Annotated in this window: 19 protein-coding genes and 1 pseudogene; 10 read left to right on the plus strand and 10 right to left on the minus strand. The window is 54.9% G+C overall.

Annotated elements, in window-relative coordinates; translation table 11 throughout:
• Window positions 1-76 precede the first annotated feature (76 nt).
• The gene (locus ACOBR2_RS15460) at window positions 77-649 is read left to right on the plus strand and encodes a hypothetical protein (RefSeq protein WP_420237009.1); all 573 of its coding nucleotides are present in this window, start codon (window positions 77-79) and stop codon (window positions 647-649) included.
• Window positions 650-858: 209 nt separating this feature from the next.
• Here ACOBR2_RS15460 and ACOBR2_RS15465 read toward each other — a convergent pair whose 3' ends face one another.
• On the minus strand, window positions 859-1,770 hold the full coding sequence (locus ACOBR2_RS15465) for an AraC family transcriptional regulator (RefSeq protein ID WP_420237010.1): 912 nt from the start codon (window positions 1,768-1,770) through the stop codon (window positions 859-861).
• A gap of 115 nt (window positions 1,771-1,885) precedes the next feature.
• Between ACOBR2_RS15465 and ACOBR2_RS15470 the strand changes: the two genes are divergently transcribed.
• Window positions 1,886-2,251, plus strand: coding sequence for a nuclear transport factor 2 family protein (locus tag ACOBR2_RS15470; protein ID WP_420237011.1), 366 nt, complete (start codon window positions 1,886-1,888; stop codon window positions 2,249-2,251).
• 219 nt (window positions 2,252-2,470) lie between these two features.
• Here ACOBR2_RS15470 and ACOBR2_RS15475 read toward each other — a convergent pair whose 3' ends face one another.
• The gene (locus ACOBR2_RS15475) at window positions 2,471-3,430 is read right to left on the minus strand and encodes an AraC family transcriptional regulator (protein ID WP_420237012.1); all 960 of its coding nucleotides are present in this window, start codon (window positions 3,428-3,430) and stop codon (window positions 2,471-2,473) included.
• Between the two features lie 283 nt (window positions 3,431-3,713).
• On the opposite strand from ACOBR2_RS15475, the gene ACOBR2_RS15480 reads away from it, so the two are divergent.
• The 4 genes from ACOBR2_RS15480 (at window position 3,714) to ACOBR2_RS15495 (ending at window position 6,475) form a co-directional block, all read left to right on the plus strand.
• Window positions 3,714-4,448: an SDR family NAD(P)-dependent oxidoreductase gene (locus tag ACOBR2_RS15480; protein ID WP_420237013.1), complete on the plus strand. Its 735-nt coding sequence runs from the start codon at window positions 3,714-3,716 to the stop codon at window positions 4,446-4,448.
• A 56-nt stretch (window positions 4,449-4,504) separates the two neighbouring features.
• Window positions 4,505-5,272 (plus strand): SDR family NAD(P)-dependent oxidoreductase, encoded by a 768-nt coding sequence (locus ACOBR2_RS15485; RefSeq protein ID WP_420237014.1) that lies wholly within the window; start codon window positions 4,505-4,507, stop codon window positions 5,270-5,272.
• An 83-nt stretch (window positions 5,273-5,355) separates the two neighbouring features.
• Complete coding sequence (locus tag ACOBR2_RS15490) at window positions 5,356-5,961, plus strand: NADPH-dependent F420 reductase (protein WP_420237015.1); 606 nt, start codon at window positions 5,356-5,358, stop codon at window positions 5,959-5,961.
• A gap of 97 nt (window positions 5,962-6,058) precedes the next feature.
• On the plus strand, window positions 6,059-6,475 hold the full coding sequence (locus ACOBR2_RS15495; RefSeq protein ID WP_420237016.1) for a nuclear transport factor 2 family protein: 417 nt from the start codon (window positions 6,059-6,061) through the stop codon (window positions 6,473-6,475).
• A gap of 150 nt (window positions 6,476-6,625) precedes the next feature.
• Here the strand turns inward: ACOBR2_RS15495 and ACOBR2_RS15500 are convergent, their stop codons facing one another.
• The 5 genes from ACOBR2_RS15500 to ACOBR2_RS15520 form a co-directional block, all read right to left on the minus strand.
• Window positions 6,626-7,309: a hypothetical protein gene (locus tag ACOBR2_RS15500; RefSeq protein ID WP_420237017.1), complete on the minus strand. Its 684-nt coding sequence runs from the start codon at window positions 7,307-7,309 to the stop codon at window positions 6,626-6,628.
• A 156-nt stretch (window positions 7,310-7,465) separates the two neighbouring features.
• Window positions 7,466-8,395 (minus strand): nucleotidyl transferase AbiEii/AbiGii toxin family protein, encoded by a 930-nt coding sequence (locus ACOBR2_RS15505; RefSeq protein ID WP_420237018.1) that lies wholly within the window; start codon window positions 8,393-8,395, stop codon window positions 7,466-7,468.
• Window positions 8,385-9,248 carry a type IV toxin-antitoxin system AbiEi family antitoxin domain-containing protein gene (locus tag ACOBR2_RS15510; protein WP_420237019.1) on the minus strand — a complete coding sequence of 288 codons (864 nt, stop codon included), beginning with the start codon at window positions 9,246-9,248 and terminating at the stop codon, window positions 8,385-8,387. Before ACOBR2_RS15510 ends, ACOBR2_RS15505 begins: the two co-directional genes overlap by 11 nt.
• Window positions 9,249-9,627: 379 nt before the next feature.
• Window positions 9,628-10,947, minus strand: a complete 1,320-nt coding sequence (locus ACOBR2_RS15515; protein WP_420237020.1) for a tyrosine-type recombinase/integrase — start codon at window positions 10,945-10,947, stop codon at window positions 9,628-9,630.
• Window positions 10,948-10,991: 44 nt separating this feature from the next.
• Window positions 10,992-11,261, minus strand: a complete 270-nt coding sequence (locus tag ACOBR2_RS15520) for a helix-turn-helix transcriptional regulator (RefSeq protein WP_420237021.1) — start codon at window positions 11,259-11,261, stop codon at window positions 10,992-10,994.
• A 214-nt stretch (window positions 11,262-11,475) separates the two neighbouring features.
• Here ACOBR2_RS15520 and ACOBR2_RS15525 point away from each other — a divergent pair, with 214 nt between their 5' ends.
• On the plus strand, window positions 11,476-11,661 hold the full coding sequence (locus ACOBR2_RS15525; RefSeq protein WP_420237022.1) for a hypothetical protein: 186 nt from the start codon (window positions 11,476-11,478) through the stop codon (window positions 11,659-11,661).
• Here ACOBR2_RS15525 and ACOBR2_RS15530 read toward each other — a convergent pair.
• A protein-coding gene (locus ACOBR2_RS15530) for an IS5 family transposase (RefSeq protein WP_420237023.1) occupies window positions 11,654-12,411 on the minus strand; the annotation gives its coding sequence in 2 pieces (ribosomal slippage) (window positions 11,654-12,096 and window positions 12,096-12,411; 759 coding nt in all). The genes ACOBR2_RS15525 and ACOBR2_RS15530 overlap by 8 nt on opposite strands.
• 166 nt (window positions 12,412-12,577) lie before the next feature.
• On the opposite strand from ACOBR2_RS15530, the gene ACOBR2_RS15535 reads away from it, so the two are divergent.
• Complete coding sequence (locus ACOBR2_RS15535; protein WP_420237024.1) at window positions 12,578-12,781, plus strand: hypothetical protein; 204 nt, start codon at window positions 12,578-12,580, stop codon at window positions 12,779-12,781.
• A 144-nt stretch (window positions 12,782-12,925) separates the two neighbouring features.
• Here ACOBR2_RS15535 and ACOBR2_RS15540 read toward each other — a convergent pair.
• Window positions 12,926-13,063, minus strand: a pseudogene (locus ACOBR2_RS15540) (transposase); the annotation flags it as partial.
• A 416-nt stretch (window positions 13,064-13,479) separates the two neighbouring features.
• Here ACOBR2_RS15540 and ACOBR2_RS15545 point away from each other — a divergent pair.
• Both ACOBR2_RS15545 and ACOBR2_RS15550 read left to right on the plus strand, forming a co-directional pair.
• Window positions 13,480-16,971, plus strand: coding sequence for a carboxypeptidase-like regulatory domain-containing protein (locus ACOBR2_RS15545; protein ID WP_420237025.1), 3,492 nt, complete (start codon window positions 13,480-13,482; stop codon window positions 16,969-16,971).
• Window positions 16,972-17,114: 143 nt separating this feature from the next.
• Window positions 17,115-17,882, plus strand: a complete 768-nt coding sequence (locus tag ACOBR2_RS15550) for a copper homeostasis protein CutC (RefSeq protein WP_420237026.1) — start codon at window positions 17,115-17,117, stop codon at window positions 17,880-17,882.
• Window positions 17,883-17,890: 8 nt separating this feature from the next.
• Here ACOBR2_RS15550 and ACOBR2_RS15555 read toward each other — a convergent pair whose 3' ends face one another.
• On the minus strand, window positions 17,891-19,738 hold the full coding sequence (locus ACOBR2_RS15555; RefSeq protein ID WP_420237027.1) for a glycoside hydrolase family 35 protein: 1,848 nt from the start codon (window positions 19,736-19,738) through the stop codon (window positions 17,891-17,893).
• Window positions 19,739-19,789 lie beyond the last annotated feature (51 nt).

A 19,789-nucleotide genomic window follows, 5' to 3' on the forward strand; every position in this document is an offset into this window, starting at 1 on the left:
TCCTTAGAACAAGGACGAAAAGCGCGTGGACCAGTAGGTGCACGGGGTTGCCGCACAATGAAGGGGATCATGCGACATGCCAGTCTATTTTTTGACCTTCCTCGGAATGCAAGCTGCCTCCATATTGCTGTACATCGTGGCTCTGGGATTTGTGGCCGTCAGGCGGCGTCCGATGCCCATTTGGATCGGCGGCCCTGCTGCGAGCCGGCTGCAAAGCGCCAGCGTGGCGTTGATGTGGTGGAACGTCGGCGTCGGCTGGTTGCTGTACTTCAACGTCTACCGCATCCATGTGGACATGAATGCGCTTGGTAATGCCGCCCTGCAAGCATTTAGCCGTGGCTATACGAGCCGATTGCCGATCGTAGTCTTGCCCTACGGTCTAATGTGCTTATTGGCGGTGCTGGGACTGTGGAGCAAGCCAGGTCGCATCTCGCGCCGCGCCCTGTGGGGAATCGCAACACTGCTTGTATTGAACATCCTCAGTACACCGTTCGCAGCAGGGGCGCAAGGAGATATTCAAGACCATGGATTCACAGCGCAGGCGTACCAACAACTTCAAATGGCGCATCTCTTCCGTAGCGTGCTGGTCACCATCGCCGCTGTTTGGGCCATTGTCGAGGGATGGGGTCCGCCAGAAGTTGATGCTTAGATTGACGGTGCCAGCCAAAAGCACTCTTTGAGTGCCCGTAACGCATGATTGCAGGATTACTTTTCGAAAGCGCCCTCCTTTTACCCGATGGTTCCTTGTTCCTGCGGAGTCTCATGTTCGGCAAAGCCGACTGTGTGCTTTCTGGCCTCGCGCTCGCCGCTCACAATCTAGCTGTTCCGGCAAGAATCTTGAAAGCTTGGGCGGCTGCGTTAGGCAGTTTTTCCAGCAAACCTTTTCGGAGAACACCCCACCGTCCTGGTGAACGATGTGCTGAAAGCGCTCGACGACTGAAACCCTACAGCCAGCGCAATCTCGCCGATGCTTCGCTTTCCGCGTCGCAGTTCATCCTTCGCCACGGCCATCCGCCAATGCATCAGGTATTCAATCGGTCCCACGCCCAGCACGTCCTTGAAGCGTGTCGCAAAACCCGACCGCGACACGCCACACAAACGCGCCAACTCCGCCACGTTCCACTCGCGCGCAATCTCGCCATGCATGGCCAGCAGCGCGCTTGCGATGGCAGGATCATGCAAGCCGGCAATCAACCCCGTCGACCGGTCATTCTCGTTCGGCGTCTGCCGCCGCAGCATCTCCACCAGGATGAGTTCCATCAACCGCGTGATAAGAAACTCGCTGCCCGGCCCCGGCTCGAGCGTCTCCATCTCATTCAACTTCAGCAACGACCGCACGCGCCACGACGACGTATCGTCCGCCGCAACATGCAACAGCGACGGCAATAGCTCCCATAGCAAGCTCTCATTCGCCGTATCGAAAACAAAGCGCCCGCCGCGCAGCGTAACCGGCGACTCCGTGCCTTCGCCAAGTTGCAGCGAGACACTCTTCGCTGCAGCCACCAACTCTTCGCTGTCTTCCGGCTCCATTGTCGGGTCTGAGGTGAGCACAAACGGCGTCGAGGTATGAATCAGAACGAAGTCGTCCGGCCGTAGTAGCACCGACGCAAGTTGAGGCCGCAGCAGGTGACACTCGCCCCGCTCCACGCGGCAGAACAGCAAATCGTCGCGCTTCCGAAACGCTAAACCCCATCGGCCAAAACCTTCAATCTTCGACCACAATGTGGCCCGGGGTCGAAGTAGTTGCACAACATCGAGAAACGGATCCATGCATCTAGGATGCCGCAGTCGCGGCTTGTTTTGGGTTTTAGATAAATAAATTTGGCGTTTCAGCTATCGACCGTACAGAAGTCCAGGCCTACCTTAGGGACATAGGAGAACCACCATGACCAATCTAGAAGCCTTGAACGTGTACCAAAGCTACGTGGAAGCCTGGAAGCCGATTCCCGACGCGCAGCGGAAGAGCATCCTCTCGGAAGTCTTCGACGAGAACGTGGAATATCTCGCGCCGTACTACGTCGGTGGCGCCAGTGCAGCAATCGAAGACATGGAGCGCTTCCAGAAGCAGTATCCTGGCGCCCACTTCGACATCGAAAACGTCTCCACGCATCACGAGGTTGCGCTGTTCAAGTGGGTGCTCATTCTGCCGGACGGAAAGGTCACGGTGAAAGGCCACGATTGCATTCGCTTCTCACCTGCCGGCAAAATCGCAAACCTGCTCACATTTGGTCCAGCGTCCCCGAAGCCATAACCAGCAAGCCCGTAGCGAAGTTGCTGCGGGCTTTGTCATTTGCGCGCGATTGGCGATCCTGCGTTCAACACTGCCCTCCGGTCGGGTCTCACCTGAGGCGAACGATCTCAGGAAGCATAGACTTTCGGTGTTCCAGCAGCTCCGAGCGAGCGAAGCTTCTTCTTTAAAGCTTTCGAAACGGAACTCTTTTCTTCCGCCATTTCGGCATGCCCCTTGTCTTCAAATACCACGTCTGAGGTATTCACCAGGGTTGGCCCCGACAACTCGCTTGAACGCCTTACTGAACGCAGCGTCGGACTCGTAACCGACAGACCGGGCAACGTCGATGAGCTTCTTGTCACGCTGTTCGAGTAACTGCATCGCCTTCTGCATCCTCCACTCGGTTACGTATTCCAGCGGTGTTTGTCCGAGCAGCTCTTTAAAACGCGCTGCGAATGCGGAGCGAGACATGCCCGCCGCTTCGGACAGAGATTCGACCGTCCAGGGCGTATTCACACTGTCGTGAATGGCACTGAGGGCAGCGCCCATTTGAGGATCGAAAACCGCACGAAGCCATCCTTTGTTGCGTTCCGGTCCCGACGCAATATGCGCACGCAGCATTTGGATAAACAAGACCTCGGCCAGCCGAGTCGCGACGACTCCAGATCCCGGCGCCTGTTCTGCCATTTCTGACGCCAGCGCCTGCACTGTGTTGTGAAGAGCCAGCGTACGTGCCTCATCGGCCTTCAACAGAATGAAGCTCGGCAATAACTGAGTGATCGGCTTAAGGCTGGCGTGATCAAAGCTCAAGGACCCACAGACGATTGTCGTCGGTGCGCCGCCGCCGCCACAAAGAACCACATTGCCGTTGGCCCTGGCCCCGATCTCGCGGAAAGTCCACCTAGGACGTGTTCGCGGGCTGTCACGCAAAACAATCGAAGTCCCCTTAGCCAGCAAAAAGCAATCACCACCGGTGAGCGGAATCGACTCCGGAATCCCTTCCACACTCAGCCAGCAGTTGCCGCGCGACAGCATGGCGAAGTGCGCCAAATCTGTGGGTGACATCTTTTTGTCGAACGGCGTGACCTTTTCTTCGGTCTGATTTTCCTGTTTCACGCCCCACGGGGCTGTGGCTTCGAGCCTGTGCAGACCGAAAGCGGTTACGTGCATCGTTCTGAAGATGTCTGTTATCGGATCCAACTGAGCCTCCATCTGCTCTCGAAAGCCATCGTGTTCTGTGAGGACTGTACGAAACTGCGCAGCTTCGCTTGTAGGAAAAGCGCAGCATTAGGTAGAAGAAGCCTTGACGGACATTCTCCTTCCTTCCAGCGTCACAACTCAATCAAAATGTTCAAAACAGCTCACAGAAGCCATCTTTCTGGACGAATAGACAAAACTCTTGGACTCCTGAGCAGTTCTCGTCCACCGCCAAAGAATCTACCTTAGTGTACCGAATGCTTCACACATTCCGAAGGGAGTAAATATGGGAAAGCTTGAAGGAAAAGTTGCAGTCATCACCGGTGGGGCTACCGGGATCGGCCGCGCCGCAGCAAAGCGCTTCATCGAGGAGGGCGCATTCGTCTTCCTCTTCGGCCGCCGACAGGAAGCGCTCGACGCCGCTGTGGCCGACCTCGGGCCTAACGCCCGCGCGGTGAAGGGCTCGGTCTCCGATCTGGCCGACCTCGACCGGCTCTACGCGGCGGTAAAGGCCGAGCGCGGAACCCTCGACATCGTCTTCGCCAATGCCGGGGCGGGAAGTCCGCTTGCGCTCGGCAAGATCACCGCCGAGCACATTGACGAGACCTTCGACACCAATGTGAAGGGTACGATCTTCACGGTCCAGAAGGCGCTGCCGCTGATGGGCAAGGGTGGTTCGATCATTCTGACAGGCTCGAGCGCTGGTACCACGGGCGCTGCGACAATGAGCGTTTACAGCGCGAGCAAGGCGGCAGTGCGCAACCTCGCGCGGACCTGGGCGGAGGAACTGAAGGGCACCGGCATCCGGGTAAACGTGCTGTCGCCCGGGCCAACGGCGACCGAACTCGCAAAGGCGGCCCTGGGCGAAGAGGGCCAGAAGCTCTACGCCTCGATGACGCCGCTCCAGCGCATGGCCGATCCGGCCGAGATCGGGGCTGCCGCTGCCTTTCTCGCGTCGGACGACAGCAGTTTCATGACTGGCAGCGAGCTCGCCGTCGACGGCGGCCTGGCGCAAATCTGACGCATTACACCTGGTCGCAAATTCAACAAAAAAACAACGAAAAAGGGAGAAAACATATGACTAATAATCTTGGACAAAAACTGGCGGGCAAAGTTGCGGTTATCACAGGCGGAAGCAGCGGGATTGGCCTGGCCACGGCCAAGCGCTTCGTGGAAGAAGGTGCGCACGTCGTGATCACTGGGCGACGAGAGAAAGAGCTGAAGGAGGCCGCAGCCTTCATCAACAAAAACGTTACGACGGTCGTGGGCGACGTGTCGCGCTTGGAAGATCTGGACCGGCTCTATGCCGTCGTGAAAGAGAAACATGGTCACATAGACATTCTCTTCGCGAACGCGGGCGCGGGTACAATCGCACCGCTCGCGGTGGCTACTGAAGCACATTTCGACCAGACCTTCGATGTGAACGTAAAGGGAATGTTCTTTACGGTGCAGAAGGCCCTTCCCCTCTTCAATGACGGCGGCTCGATTATCCTGAACTCTTCTGTTTCGAACGTGATGGGGCTCCCAGGGTTTACCGCCTACGCCGCGAGTAAGGCGGCTGTGCGCAACTTCGCGCGTGGCTGGACCATGGAGCTGAAAGACCACAAAATCCGCGTGAATGCGATGAGCCCCGGAGCAATCGATACCCCGGCCTTAGAGACGACGACGGGCCTTACCTCTGAACAGGCCAAGCAAGCGGCCGCCCAGTTTACCACTCAGATCCCAATGGGTCGCAGAGGCATGCCCGAGGAAATTGCGGCTGCCGTCACGTTCCTCGCCTCCGATGAAAGTTCATATATCACCGGCGTGGATCTCGCCGTCGATGGGGGCATGGCGCAGGTCTAACCCCGGCGCGGTCCCGTGCCTGGCCCTCGCCAGTCGCGGAACCACGTTTCTCAAATTTTAGTTCTACACGAGATCGGAGAAATATGATGAGCTACGCAATCGTAGGATTCGGAAAGATAGGTCAGGCTCTCGCCCACGCCTTCGCTCGTAAAAACATCGATGTGACCGTCGCGAGCCGCCGCCCCCCTGAGGCGTTGGCGCCACAGGCTCGGGAGATTGGACCCACGGTCGTCGCCAAGTCGCTGCTGGATGCACTCGAGGCCGACACAATCATCTTGGCGGTTCCGTTCGGGGAACATCGCGAGATTGCGAAAGCCCTGCCGAGTTGGAAAGGCAAGACGGTCATCGACGCGATGAACTCGTTTCCAGTCCCACCTGAGGAATTGGACGGTCTTCCGTCCTCCGCATTCGTTGCGAAGTCGTTCGCCGGCGCTAAGTTGGTGAAAGGTTTTAACCACTTGGTTGCGGCCACACTGGCTACCGACCCGATCGTTGAGGGCGGCCATCGAGTTGTTTTTCTGTCGAGTGATGACGAGGACGCGATCGCTCCCGTGGCGGATTTGGCCAAACAACTTGGGTTCGCACCCGTCGAGCTTGGAAAGCTCAATGAGGGTGGCGCGCTGGTGCACGCACGCGGTAAAACTTGGGGTCGGCTCATCTTCCAGGATCTGTTCAAGAAGCAGCAGTAATCGATCTACGGCCGTGTGATTTGGCCCGAGTAGAAGGATTCCAAAACATCCGATTCGATCGGACACTATCCGATTTAAGGGAAATGGAGAAATTTCGATGAGTATCGAAAAGAATGTCCAGGTTGTGAGGGATTTCTTTGCAGCAATAGGCAGTGGCGATAAGCAACGTGTGCTTGCAATGGTTGCCGAAGATATTGAATGGATCATTCCGGGCGAGAACTGGCCGCTGGCAAGCACGCACCGCGGGCATGCGGGATTGGCGACTGTGCTCCAGAAGGCGTCCGAAGAGATAGAAACTTCGTACCCAGAGCCCCCCGAGTTCGTAGCGCAGGGAGATCGGGTTCTGGTTATCGGCGTCGCTACGGGGAAAATCAAAGCCACGAACAGGACGTTCAAGGACGATTGGATCTTCGACATTAGCGTTCTAAATGGCAAGGTGACGAAGATCCGCGAGTATATCGACACCCAGGCCCTGGCGCGGGCCTCCGAGATACCCATGAACCCCAAGCTCTGAGGCAGCGACACCGATACCACACGAATCGATTCGTAGAGTCAACGATGGCGGATCAATCATTATGGCCGGGTCAGTTGCTTTGGTGAAAGTTTTCCTGGTTTCGGTGTGTATTCGGCGAGCAAGGCGGCATTGTACCCCACACAAGAAATCCTAATGGACGCTATTGAACTGCGTAGCGAGCTTCTTCATTGCTGCATTTTCGCGGATGACTTCGCCAGTATCTTGGCTGCACAAAGCTATCTCTGCGGCGATTGAGCGACCGAGAATTCTCTGATCAATATTGCCAAACGATCCCGGGACGAGTCTTCCCAACCAAGCGCCCCAGGCAGGGGTATGAGCGTTGCCGACAATGATGCCAGGACGAAAGATGGCGAGGCGGGTAAAACCGACGCTGCGCACGGTGTCTTCCTTCATGCCCATGACTCTCACGTAGCGAAACCGGCTGCGCGCTGTGCTTCCAACCGCTGAAAGCAGGCAGAACTGGTCGATTCCGGCGTCATGGCAACCACGCGCAAAGGCACCGACGACTCCGAGCTCAAGTCGTTTTAATTCTTCTTCGCTCCAGCGCATCGATCCAGAACCGACACCCACACAGCTTACGGCGCTGACGGGACCTTGGCTCAAAACTCCGCGTGCAAGGGCGGTAGTGCGCTTGTCAAAGTCAGCAGCGCCGGTATCAAGAACGACGTTGCGTATCCGTGATCGCGGCTCAATGGGCTTTCTGGTGACCATCACCACTTCACGGCATTCCGGAACTGCCAGCAGTTCCGCGACGGCTGCACCGCCGACTTGTCCGGTACCACCAAGGATGATTACTGCAAAATTCTGTTTCACAAACAGGACCTCCGCCGGCATAAAGGAGGAGACAGCCGGGTTCAACCTAAGACAGAAGCATACTTGATCTCGGCTCTGAATTGAGCCCGTGAGGTATAGCTTTCCTCCATCGAGAGCTGACGACCGATTCCGGGGCGCGGTGTATAGATACACCCGTTAATCCTGATTTCGACCGTTGGGAAGCAATATCTCAAGCTCATGAATCATTGTTCGGTATTTCTCTGGCTGCTTGGCTTGCAGCAATGCCAGGTTCATCAACTTCCAGCGAATAGCCGGAAGGTTGCTGATGTCTGGTGTTGCCAAAAGTGTCCAGTCAAGCTTCAGTTCATGAAATGAAAGCAGGAAACGCATGGCGCGTTCGTCCAGACGCGAGCGTATTTCTGAAATGAGTTGTGCTCGCGCCGCAATGAGAACATCAAGAGAAGTTTCCTCAGTCGTCATGCCAACGAATTCCTGCTCGAATGCCTGCTTTATATCCCTCAAGTGCGGTTGCAAAACTTCGTGTGCCGGCCGATTGTGACTGAGGATGTACACGAGGAAGGTCTGAAAGAGAGTATCGCCGACGCCTTCTTTTGCCAGCAGGTATTGAATGTCAAACAAGTCCCGCGGATGTTGACGGTCAAGGGCCGCAACCATCTTTCCAGCGTATAGATCGGCGAACGACACCACTTGTATTTCGGCAAAGCCAAATCGTTCTTCTGCGCTTGGGCACACGGTCCTCAGTTCAACGGGATGGACGGTTCCTCGGAGCACCGGTGTGACCTCAATCTTGGTCTGTGCCGACCGGTAGCGAACAACGATCCTGGTTCCGTCAGAAGCCGCATTTTCTGTGACAACGCTGCCCGGGATCGCTTTGCGAATGCTTTGAGCGATGCGTCCGAGTGCAGATCGTATTTCCAAGAGCGAAGCCTCTCGGTCCGCAATCGGTAGGTAAACCAGATCGATGTCTACTGAAAGACGAGGAAGATCTCGAATGAAGAGATTGATTGCAGTTCCACCCTTCAAGGCAAAGCAGGTCTCTGCTGCCACGTAGGGAAGCGTCCGCACCAAGAGCGCCGCTTGTGCTTCAAATACTTTAGAGGGCATCGCGATCACCTTCTGCCGGGAACAACTCCGCTGGTAATGTGATCTGGTAGCGCGTATCGAAGCGGCCGGCGGGAACCAGTTGGCGCTTTCCATGGCCAAGATCGATAGAAGATTGATCCAGATGTTTCAGCCATGCGTGGCCGTGCCGTTCTGCATACCAGAGGAAGAGACGCTTCACCTTCACGCTTCTGCATTCCTTCAAAAGTTTTCCCAGCAACTTGGGACGAAGGCTGGTCATGCCTTCCATGACGACATCGACCTGATGAAAGCTTTCGTGCCGAGGAAGTTCATCCATCATTTCAAGGATTGCTCGCTCGGGAACAGACATGGTCAACGACCAATCCCAGGGGCCTTTAGCTTCAGCGTCCCTCGTTTCGGCGGACGTCTCTCCTGAACGCAGATCGAAGCGCCACATCTCTATTCCTGTTCCCGTGCTTGCAAAAAGACGGTCAGAACGGAGTTCGAAATGTGCCTTCAATGGAAGTTTGGCCAGCCAGGATGGTGCCGCCTGCCCATACAGGTACACCGTTGGAGACTCGCCGGTTTCAAGGTAGTGGGCATACCCCGAGAGTTCCACTGCTGTTCGACCACCCACATGCAGCGACTTGTGCATGATCTGCTGAAGTGAGAGGACTACAACATCCCAGCGAAGCAGGCCGTTGGCGACTTGCCCTGGCCGCCGATAGACTCTGGGGCCTATGCGTTCGAGCCAACCGCCATCCACGTAGTCCCGTATCGACGAACGCGAAAGACCCTGTGCTTGAAGCCATGTACTGTCTGCCAGAAATCCCTCAGGCAAAGCAAGGAGCAGACGGTTTATCCGGGAATGTCTTTGTGCGCCCATAACGCACATAATCGTCTATTCTAAAACCAAAGTCAAGTTCATGATTTTCTATAATAGTGCACTATGAACGCATATATAAGATTATCTACAAACCGACATCCGACACAAATTCGGTTTGGAAGCATCTCTGAGGCCCAAAAGCCACCAACCAGAGAAGAGAAACTGGGCTGATTCCACACGATCAGCCCGATGGCCACTTGGGTTGTAGTTTTGCCCGCATTTTGCCCGCAAATAGTGCCCAGAGGGCCGTTTTTGCCGGTTATGCCGGTTCGTAAGTGATGTTCCTTCTATAATTTGCGGTTTGCGTTACATCATGGCATGGAAGAGGTCATCGGTTCGATCCCGATCAGGTCCACCAATTAAATCAACGACTTAAAGACGGTCCCGCCTACTGGCTTGGTAGCATTTTGGTAGCAAATTCCAAAACCTTACCGCGAGCAGGACGTGAGATTGCTGGTTTCTTCCTCTCCGAAGAGGCGGCTTGTAGAACTTCTCCTTTCAGTGTTGCTTCCCCATCCGAAAAGTTTTCGACCCTTTGCCTGACCCTGGTTCTGGTCGGGTGTTGGCCCGTGGTGCCGGTCCCCATCAGCTCTTCATGGATGGACGTCACCGTGGAGCGCACACCGTCCTCCATCGTTTGCATGTAGACATCGGTCGTGGTGGCCACCCGTGAGTGGCGCAGCATCCCCTGAATGTCCTTGACATGCCCCTTGTCCTTGGCCAGCGTCGCAATGGTGCGCCGGATGACCTGGAAGGTCAGCTTGGGCAGCCCCAACTGCACGGCTAGCTTGTGCAACACCCTTTTCCGGTAGTTGCTCGGGTCCATGAAGTTTCCGCTGCGGCCGGCGAAGATGAAGTCGTCGGGCGCGGCATATTTCGAGATGCGCCGCCACTCCTCCAACTCTTCGACCTGCTCCCCGGTGACCGGGATCGCCGTAAGGCTCCCCTTCGTCTTACCCCAGGGACGGATCTTCCCCTTGTAGATGGTCTCCCGGATGTTGAGCTTGTTGTGCTCTTCATCGAGAGAAGACCAGCGGAACGCGAACAGCTCTCCCGGACGGAGAGCGTTGGTCATGTCAAGTTTCAGCAGAATCCGGTTGCGGAGTTCGAGTGCGGCCAGCGCAGAACGCAGTTGATTCCACGTCAGCACTGTCTTGTCGGTGTCCCGGAGGTTGACCGGTGTCTTGAGCTTGCGCGCAGGATCTTTGATGAGGAAGTCCTGATCGACCGCCTCGGCAAAGATCGAACGAATGTAAGCTCGGCACTGCAAGACTCTGTCCTTGGACCGGGTTTTTGCCAGCTTGTTGAGGTGGGCCTGGAGAACGAGCTTGTCGAAGCGTTCCAACCGGATTTCTCCAAACTCGGCGAGCAGGTCAGCCTCGATCAGGTGCTTCTTGATCTTGGCCGTCTCCTCTTTCCAGTCCGCCTCTTTGAGCGGCAGGTAGCGGTTGTGGACAAACCAGAGCAGAGTGACGCTGCCATTCCTGACAATCCCCTCTTCGGTGGTATGCCCCGTCAGCCGGGCGATCTCCCGCTCCAGCTTTTCTCGCGCCTCGAACTTCGTCATCTCCGATTTCAGTCCGAGCACGACCGGCGTGATGATCGGTTTGGGCTCGTTTGCAGCCGGGTCGAGAACGGTGCGGCGAAAGTAGCCGTACCACTTCTTTCCCCGAACCATCACCCAACCCTTCTGGTGCGATGTACCCATGTGTTTCTCGATTTCTGTGGGGAAAAACAGTGGGCGTCCCCATTTTACCGTGGTTTTCTACGTAAATTGGAGAGCCTTTCCCGCTCGTGGACGAACTCTTCGATCTGGCTTTGGCGATATCGTAAGACTCCATCGCCAATGCGAATGACGGGCAGCAAGGGGGCTCGACGCGAGGAATGATCCCAGACCCAATCCGTGCTGACGTTGAGGCGATGCGCCACATTTTCGGCAGTGAGCAACGGGTCTGTCTCAGGCGTTTGCGGGGAAACAGCGGCCAGCGGCATAGGACGTAACTCCGAAAGCAAGCTGGGCATCAAGGGATGCCGGATACCATAGCCTGTCCCGCAGAAAAAAGGCCGTCCAATACTTCGTATTTATCGGGTGATAATTGGGAGTTATCGGGTTGGCCAAACTATCACTGCAAGTGATAGATATTGTTTGTCTTATTATGCATTCGCTGGTCCTGGTCAAGGCTGGCGAACCGGGTCAAGACGGATCGGCCTGATGCCTTTAAGGTGGCGCGCAGTTATGCTCGGCTTTCAGGCGCGCACAGACGCGCTGTTGGCCCAACTGAACGAACCTGATCTTGGCCTGGGGCCGGAGGCTGCAATCAAGGCTGTTGCTCAACGTCTCAATCAAGCACAGCAGGTCGAAACGCAAGCGAAAATGGCCGAGAAGCGCTTTAAGGAACTAGGGCGCGTTAACACTATCTGAGAGCTTCGACGATCAGGACGAAAATGATAAAGGCGAGAAACATGACGTCGAGTTTCTCGAATCTGGAGAAGATACGGCGTAATCCTTTCAACCTGCGAAAGAGCCGCTCAACCTCGTTGCGCCTTTTGTAGCGTTCGCGGTCGTATTCCCAGGGATCGAGGCGGTTGGATTTGGGCGGAACCACTGGAATCATGCCTAGATCAAGTACCAACTGCGGCGTTTCATTGCCCTCGTAGGCCTTATCCATCAGCATCGGAAGCCCTTCCGGCATCGGTCCAAGATCTTCCAGAAGCGCTCGGCCTTCTGGCGCATCGTGCGCGTTGCCGGGCGACAGAGCAAACACTACAGCCGTTCGAGCATCCGCGGCAACCATATGAATCTTGGTGTTCCATCCGCCGCGGGATTTGCCGATGGCCTGAGGTCCGTTTTTTTTAGCGCGCCTGTACCATCGGGATGGACCTTGATCGAGGTTGAGTCGAGCGAGAAGGCTTCAATCTTGATGCGCACGATCTGCTCGGTCTGCAACTTCTCGAAGACGCGATCCAGAACGCCGTTCTTGGCCCATCGATTCATGCGCGTATAAATGCTATGCCAGTTGCCAAATCGAGGCGGAAGACCGCGCCATTTGCAGCCTTGCTCGGCAACATACAGAATCGCGTTGAGAACCTGGAGGTTCTGCAGTTTTACATTCCCACGCTGAATCGGCAGGCTATCCTTGATCTTCTTGTACTGCTCGGCCGTGATCTCCATTAGCTCCAATTATAACAAATTTAGTGTTAACACACCCTAGTGATCAAGTTAACGCCGCCTAGCTTCCAATCTGCTGATCAACTGTTCTTCGGTGTGTAGCGTTAGCTGATACTCGCGCACCAGGACTTGGTTCCCGAGATCGCCGAGAGCGTAGTGGGCATCAGCTGTGGACAAGCGCAGTAGCTTTATCACTCTTACCCATAAGGTTTCCGATAAACTTGATGACGCACGCGCGATGTTCCAGGGCAATGATGAAGCTCTGAGCGATTTCACCGAGCGGGAGATTGCGACGCTAAATCGGTTACTCAAACGTGTGGTGAGTCATTTGGAAAGTGCAGACGAATCGCTCGGGATGTTCGTAAAGACATGATTCCGTCGAAGGGCCTGTGATAAACCAGATTTTGCCATTCATTGATGATCAGGGCAATAGGCCATTCCTACGCTGTACCCCGGGATGTGCGAGATTCTTCGGTTCGATGGTAACTACTACCGTTTGATAGCAGGGGGTATGCGTTTTGATCCAGTTCGATAGCGTCTGCTCGACCACGCCCAGCGTGCGCGCTGCTTCCGCAACGCTCTGGCCCGATTCAACCAGCAGAACCGCTTCCAACTTGAACTCGTAGGTGTAGATCTTCCGCGGTAAACGCCCCATCCTTGCTTTTTCTTCGCTCGCATCTCGGAACGTTATATTGGGACGTTTTGCGGGGGCAAGGTCACATTCACGGTTCGGCATCTTGTTGCATTAAAAATAGTGCAGTTTTGATTATGGCTTCAGGTTTTCCGAATCGCACAGGTGAGCATTTTGCGCATTTTCGATTATTTTGATCATCTTTATGGACATATCATACGTATATTCGTTAATGTTTCCTGCACGACGTATATGTGGGGTCAGCGTCCGTTCATTTCCGTGCCCTGTATGAATTCCTTTTTCTGTAGAGGCTAAGGAGGGAAACCATGAGAAAAGTCCAGATGAGGTCGTTCAAACGGCTTGCTGTCATCGTAGTTCTCGGAGTATCCGCTTGTTGCGCGGGTCCTCTCGCCACCGCTCAGAATGCCCAAGGATCTATTTTGGGACATATCACTGATTCAACCGGTGCGGTTGTGGCCAATGCCACCATCACCATCACGAACCTGAAAACCGGCGTGGTCAAAAACATCACTACCAGCGACAGCGGCGACTATACGGTGCCTCAACTGGACCCTGGAACTTACTCCGTGCAGATTGCCGCGAACGGCTTCAAACCTGAAGTCAGTCTGGGATTGATCGTCGAAGTGGATCATGCTCTTCGTCAGGATTTCAAGCTCAGCGTCGGCAGCGCACTCTCTGAAACGGTGACCGTCTCTGCTGAAGGGCAGATGCTGCATACCGACGATGCGACGATTGGACAGGTTGTCAGCGGTGAATTGATGGAGATTCTTCCCATCGAAGGCCGCGACTTCACTAACATGTTGCAGATCGGCGTGGGAACCACGACCACTCCAGGTGGCGTCCAGCAGGCAGGTTTCAATCTGCAAGGCATGAACAACACCTACCAAGAGGTGAGCATCAACGGCGCTCATGCTGACTCCATCAGCTACAACATCGATGGCATCTACGATACAGATTATGTCTTTTCCGCAGCGATGGCCAAACCCAGTGAAATGGCTATTGCGGAATTCAAGACCATGAACGGATCTTACGGCGCGCAATATGGCGCTGGCTCCGCGCAGGTCAACGTCGCGGTCAAGAGCGGCACCAACCAGATTCATGGCGGCGGCTATGAATTCAATGAAAATGCCGCCCTGCAGCGGGGTAACCCATCGATTGCGGCTTACAATCGCGTACAAGGCACAAACAATGCGGTAAACGCGCCTTACAATCAGAATCAGTTCGGCGGAGTTTTGGGTGGTCCAGTCACGATTCCCAAGCTCTACAACGGCAAGGACAAGAGCTTCTGGTTTGTCGGCTACGACGGTGGCAGGCGTAATAAGACACAAGCGCCGAGCACGATGTTGGTTCCCAGCCAAGCAGAGTTAGGCGGCGACTTCAGCGCTTGGGCGTATCCCATCTACGATCCAAGCACCACAGGAACCCAAACCGTCACAGCTACCAATACCACCGGGCGTTCGGTGTTTGCTGGAAACAAGATTCCCGCAAGTCGGCTTGATAAGACCGCCCAAAAGATTGCGGCATTCTACGCCACACCTAACATCTCAACCTGCACGGACACCATCAGCCTTACAGTTTCCGCGTGCACGAACTATGCTGCAGGTACTGTAACTACCAAGCGTTCGGACAACGGGATTGCGCGTTTTGATCATAACTTCGGTGTGGCAGACCACATCTTTGTGACCGGCGTTCTTGGCAACGACACAGAAACATCCCCCAACATTCACTATGGCCAAGGCAATCAGACCTACCAGCGCACCCGCTTGGCAGGCGCAACCTGGGCCCATCCGTTCAGCGAGAAGCTACTGAATCAGGCAACGATCGGATATAGCCGTGAGCACTTCCTTACCGGCCCCACCACGGCGTACGGACCGAATCTTTCTGCGGAAGTAGGACTGGCCAATACGATTGCCGATCCGATAACCTATGACCTGCCCAGCATCAGTTTGTACGATTACGGAGGCATTGGCGGCGGTTCCCCCACAGCCTTCTTTGATGATCTTTATCAAGGCGTGGACACAGTCACTTGGATCCACGGCAAACACACCATGAACTTTGGCATGGACTTTCGGCGTGTTTTTGTCAAGGAACAGGATAACTACGGCGGCACAGGAAGTCTGACCTTTACCGGCGAATACACGGCATCGTTGATCGGCGAATCCGGTACCACCTTGAATTCCGCCAAGGATGCTCTTGCCCCTTACAAAGGCAATGCCGTAGCTGACTTCTTGCTGGGCGATACACAATCTGCCTCTGGCCCTCCACCGCTTGGAACCGACCTGTACAGACTCTGGGGCAACAATGAGCACCTTTTCTTCCAGGATGACTACCGCCCCAGTGATCGCCTCACTGTTAACCTGGGTCTGCGCTGGGAACGTCCCACCAGCCTGCACTCGCAAAACGGCAGCGGCTACTCCTTCAATCCTAATAACGGCGGATCGTTCAGTTGGGTGAAACAGTCCTTTGTAACTCCCATTCTGGCTGCTGGTGGTAATTCGGCCTGGCTTGGCTGCTGTGCTGATAGCAAATTGGTACACCTGGACCAGAAGGATTTTGCGCCACGCCTGGGCTTTGAGTACCGCCCGCTGGGCTTCAACGACAAACTGGTCATTCGCGGCGGCGCTGGTATCTATTACGACACCTATAACCGCTACTACGATGGTTCGCAGTACGACGACAACCGTCTGTACACAGAAGCGGCTGCTACGTATACGACAACCACGGGCGACGAGAAAGTCTCTCCGCAGGCTATTTCCACACTGTGGGGCGCGCCAATCACGGCGCTTCAAGCATTCACCGAGCCGGTTACACAGTATGCGTTGAACAACCAGGTCAACTGGTACGGCAACAAGAACCCCTCCAACCAGCAACTCTCCATCGGTGCCGAGTACTCGTTTACATCCACCCTGCTCTTCGAGGGCGCGTATGTTCGCACTCATGGCATCCATGAAGCAACCCAGATCTACATCGGCGCGGCCCGTCAACCCACCGTTGCTGGCGATGTCTGCAATAACTACCAGACTGCTGCTACCGCTCCGGCAAGTTGCGCAACCGACACGAACTTCCAACCCATTCGCTCGCGTGTTCCCTACGCGAACATGCCCAGCAACCTGTATGCCAACGGTAACTTCTTCAACTCGAATTACGAGGGGTTGCAGTTTCAACTAATCCAGAGACCCTGGCACGGTGCACAATACCATCTGAACTACACCTATTCGCAATCCATGGATGTTACTTCTGGCATCAACAACATCTATGGTGAACAGGGCATCATTCAGGACGCAAACAACGCCAAGGCGCAGTACGGCTTCTCTGGCGCGGATCAAACCCACCGTCTGGTGGCAACCGGTTCTTACGAGTTGCCTGCTGGGCATGGCAAGGCTATCGATGTTCAGGGCTTCAACTGGCTGGTCGGCGGCTGGACCGGCGGTGGCGTTTACACACTCGCCTCCGGATTCCCGTTTGCGATCAACGGAGGAGTCGGTAACGATCAGACCGGAGCCAGCTCTTCACGGTATCTGGCTAACTACTCTGGAACTTCGACTTCCGGATTTAAACGCACTCCGAACAGTTGGGCCGATCCAGCGAAGTATTCCACGCCTTCGTTGGGAACCTATGGAAACACGAACAAAAGCCCGGAGCGCGGCCCCTACTTCACCAACCTCGACCTGAGTCTCAGCAAATCCACCAAGATTGCCAAGACTCAGAATCTGCGCATTCGTATGGAAATTTTCAATGCAACCTCTACCTGGCATTCTTCGACCTACCAGATCATCCCCAGTTCCGCGACAGCCGGAGGAACGACTCTTGGCACTCTAGGAAACTATGACCCCACAGTCGGCGTAGCCAGTATGTTAGGTAGTCTACCGACCTATCGCACCATTCAGATGGGCTTGCAGTACACGTTCTAATTTTAGGACGATATGCATGCTCTTGTCAGAATCAGCTTGGCAAAAGCATGCGGTTGGATCTCTACACCCCGGATTCCTCGACTGACAGAAGGCTGTTTCAGTAGAGGAATCCGGTCATTTTTTGATCAAGGGATTCCTGAATCATGAAGCTTGAGATTTGCGTGGATTCTGTCGAATCATCCATTGCAGCAGCCTGTGGTGGCGCTCAAAGAGTCGAGTTGTGCAGCGCGCTGAGTGAAGGCGGCATCACGCCCAGCAGCGGTCTGATCTATGCGGTGCGCAAGGCGATTTTCATCGACGTTTTTGTCATCATTCGTCCGCGCGGCGGAGACTTTGTATATAGCGATTTTGAGTTCGAAGTTATGCGCAAAGACATTTGCACCGCCAAGCAACTGGGTGCCAACGGTGTCGTGCTGGGCCTGCTCACTGCCGAAGGTCGAGTAGACAAAACACGTACACGTAGCCTGATTGAACTGGCTCGACCGATGCAAGTAACCTTTCATCGCGCCTTCGATGTCGCCATCAACCTGGAGGACGCCCTGGAAGATGTGATTGCCTGTGGCGCCGACCGTATCTTGACCTCCGGCGGCGAAGTAAGTGCGCAGCGCGGCGTGAAAACCATTGCAACCTTGAACAAGATCGCCAGCGGTCGTATTCACATCATGGCCGGTGGCTCCATTCGCGTGTCCAACGTACGCGCCATCGTGCAGCGCAGCGGCGTAAACGAAGTCCATACGTCGCTGAGCACGAAGATTGCCAGCACAGCACATCATGGCAATCAGCATGTTCACATCGGTTCGCAACCTAATGAATTTACACGCTGCGTGGTGCTGGAAGAGGATGTGCGCGCCATGGAATCCACGCTGGATGTAGTTCGCGTAGAGAAAGCGGAAAAAGTCATCATGAAATAGGCGGTTTGTTATTGGGTCGATAACTCATCCAGAATGGGATGATTCAGCCCCTGGATGGTGAGTTGACTTCCGCCATCCAGATCAAAGAGCGTCACCTCGTTAATGCCTTTGTTGAGCCACGGTGCGGGAAGATAAAGCGTCTTTTGCGGTCCAACCTTCCAGAAGCGGCCTAAGACTTGTCCATTGATCCATACTGTGCCCTTGCTGAGTTGGCGTGTATCAAGAAACGTATCGCTGGGCTTGTCTGTCGCCAGTTGTGTCCGATAAAAACACGGGCCTTCACAGAGCTTTTTCGAGTAACTTAGCGTAGCTAGGTTCTGCATCTTCAGCGGATAGATCGACCAATCCGTCAGCGGTTTTCCATCATAGTAGACCTGGCCGACAATCCCCGCTCGTTCCCTGTTGATGAATTTTCCGTAGTTGACTCGGCCGCTGTTTTCCACCAAGATGTCTAGCCGAGTACCGGGCGCACTAGCAGGAAGAACAATCTCCGATTGATTCAAGCGGCGGTCCACTGTGCCCTGTAGTTTGCCGTCCAGGTAAATACGTGCGTAATCGTGCAACGTGTCAAATTTCAGCTTGGCATTCACGGGGCCATAGGATAACTTGTTGATCTTCGTCCGGTACAGGATGTACCCATAGGATTGGTCTACATCTTCCATCGTCAGCGGAGTCTGCGCGTGGATTGCAGCGGGAAGATTGTCCCAGAGCGAAGCCGACCATTGCAGTTGCATAGCAGGCAAAGCAACGGGCGCTGCGGTCTGGGGTGGGGCGGGCAGCGCGGCATGTGTAGCTTGCTCGATGACCTTGCGGAAGGCAAAGTATTTGGGACGCAGTTCTCCACCTTCGCCGACAGCTACATCATAGTCATAACTGGTCACGTCGGGTTGATAGTTTGAGCCGTCGCTGTTTGCGCCATTCATCCAGCCGAAGCTGGTGCCTCCATCAAACATATAGAGGTTGACGGAATAACCTTGGGCAAGCATCCACTTCAATTCTTCAATCTGCTTGGCTGCATCTGGAGTTTCATGTTTCGCGCCCCAATGATCAAACCATCCGTCCCAATACTCGCCACAGAGAAATGGCCCATTGGGTCTGAACTTCTTGAGCAAGTCAAAGGAGCGCTGTGTATCACCAGGGCCGAAGTTAATAGCTGCTGGCAACTCAGGCAGCGCGCCCTGTTGCAATACATCCGCGCCATCGGCGGTATATAGCATTGCTTTGGTAAATCCACTCTCCATCAATACATGATGGATCTGCTCCATATACGCATGATCTTCTCCATAAGACCCATACTCATTCTCCACTTGAACGGCAATGATCGGTCCACCGTTGCCGATTTGAAGAGGCGCAACTTCCTCTCCTAACCGATGCAACCAGCGCGTGGCGGCTTGCAGAAATGCAGGATTGTCGCTGCGAACGACCATGCCATGATCTTTTAATAGCCATGCAGGATAGCCGCCAAACTCCCACTCCGCGCAGGCGTATGGACCGGTCCGCAAAATCACATGCAGACCTTCCTGCTGCGCCTCACGAATGAATTTAGCTATATCGTTATTGCCGCTGAAGTCATAAACTCCGGGTTGTACTTCATGAGCATTCCAGAAGGCGTAAGTGGTGATGGTATTCAGTCCCATGGCCCGCGCTTTTCTGAGTCGGTCGCGCCAATACTCGCTCGGAATGCGTGTGTAGTGTATGGAGCCGGCGATGATCTGATACGGCTTGCCATCGAGCGCAAAGTGGTCCCCTTGCACAGCGAAGGTATGAGGCGCAGAGGATTGCGCCTGCATCGGTGACGCCCCCATGATACAGATGGCCATTGCGCACAGGCACATAAGTGAGGATTTCGGTTTCATCGTGATCTCCGTTTAATGAACTTTCGCGGCAACATGAATCTATAGATAGCA

Origin of the sequence: Telmatobacter bradus, from assembly GCF_048629425.1 — a bacterium.
Lineage (GTDB): Bacteria > Acidobacteriota > Terriglobia > Terriglobales > Acidobacteriaceae > Telmatobacter > Telmatobacter bradus.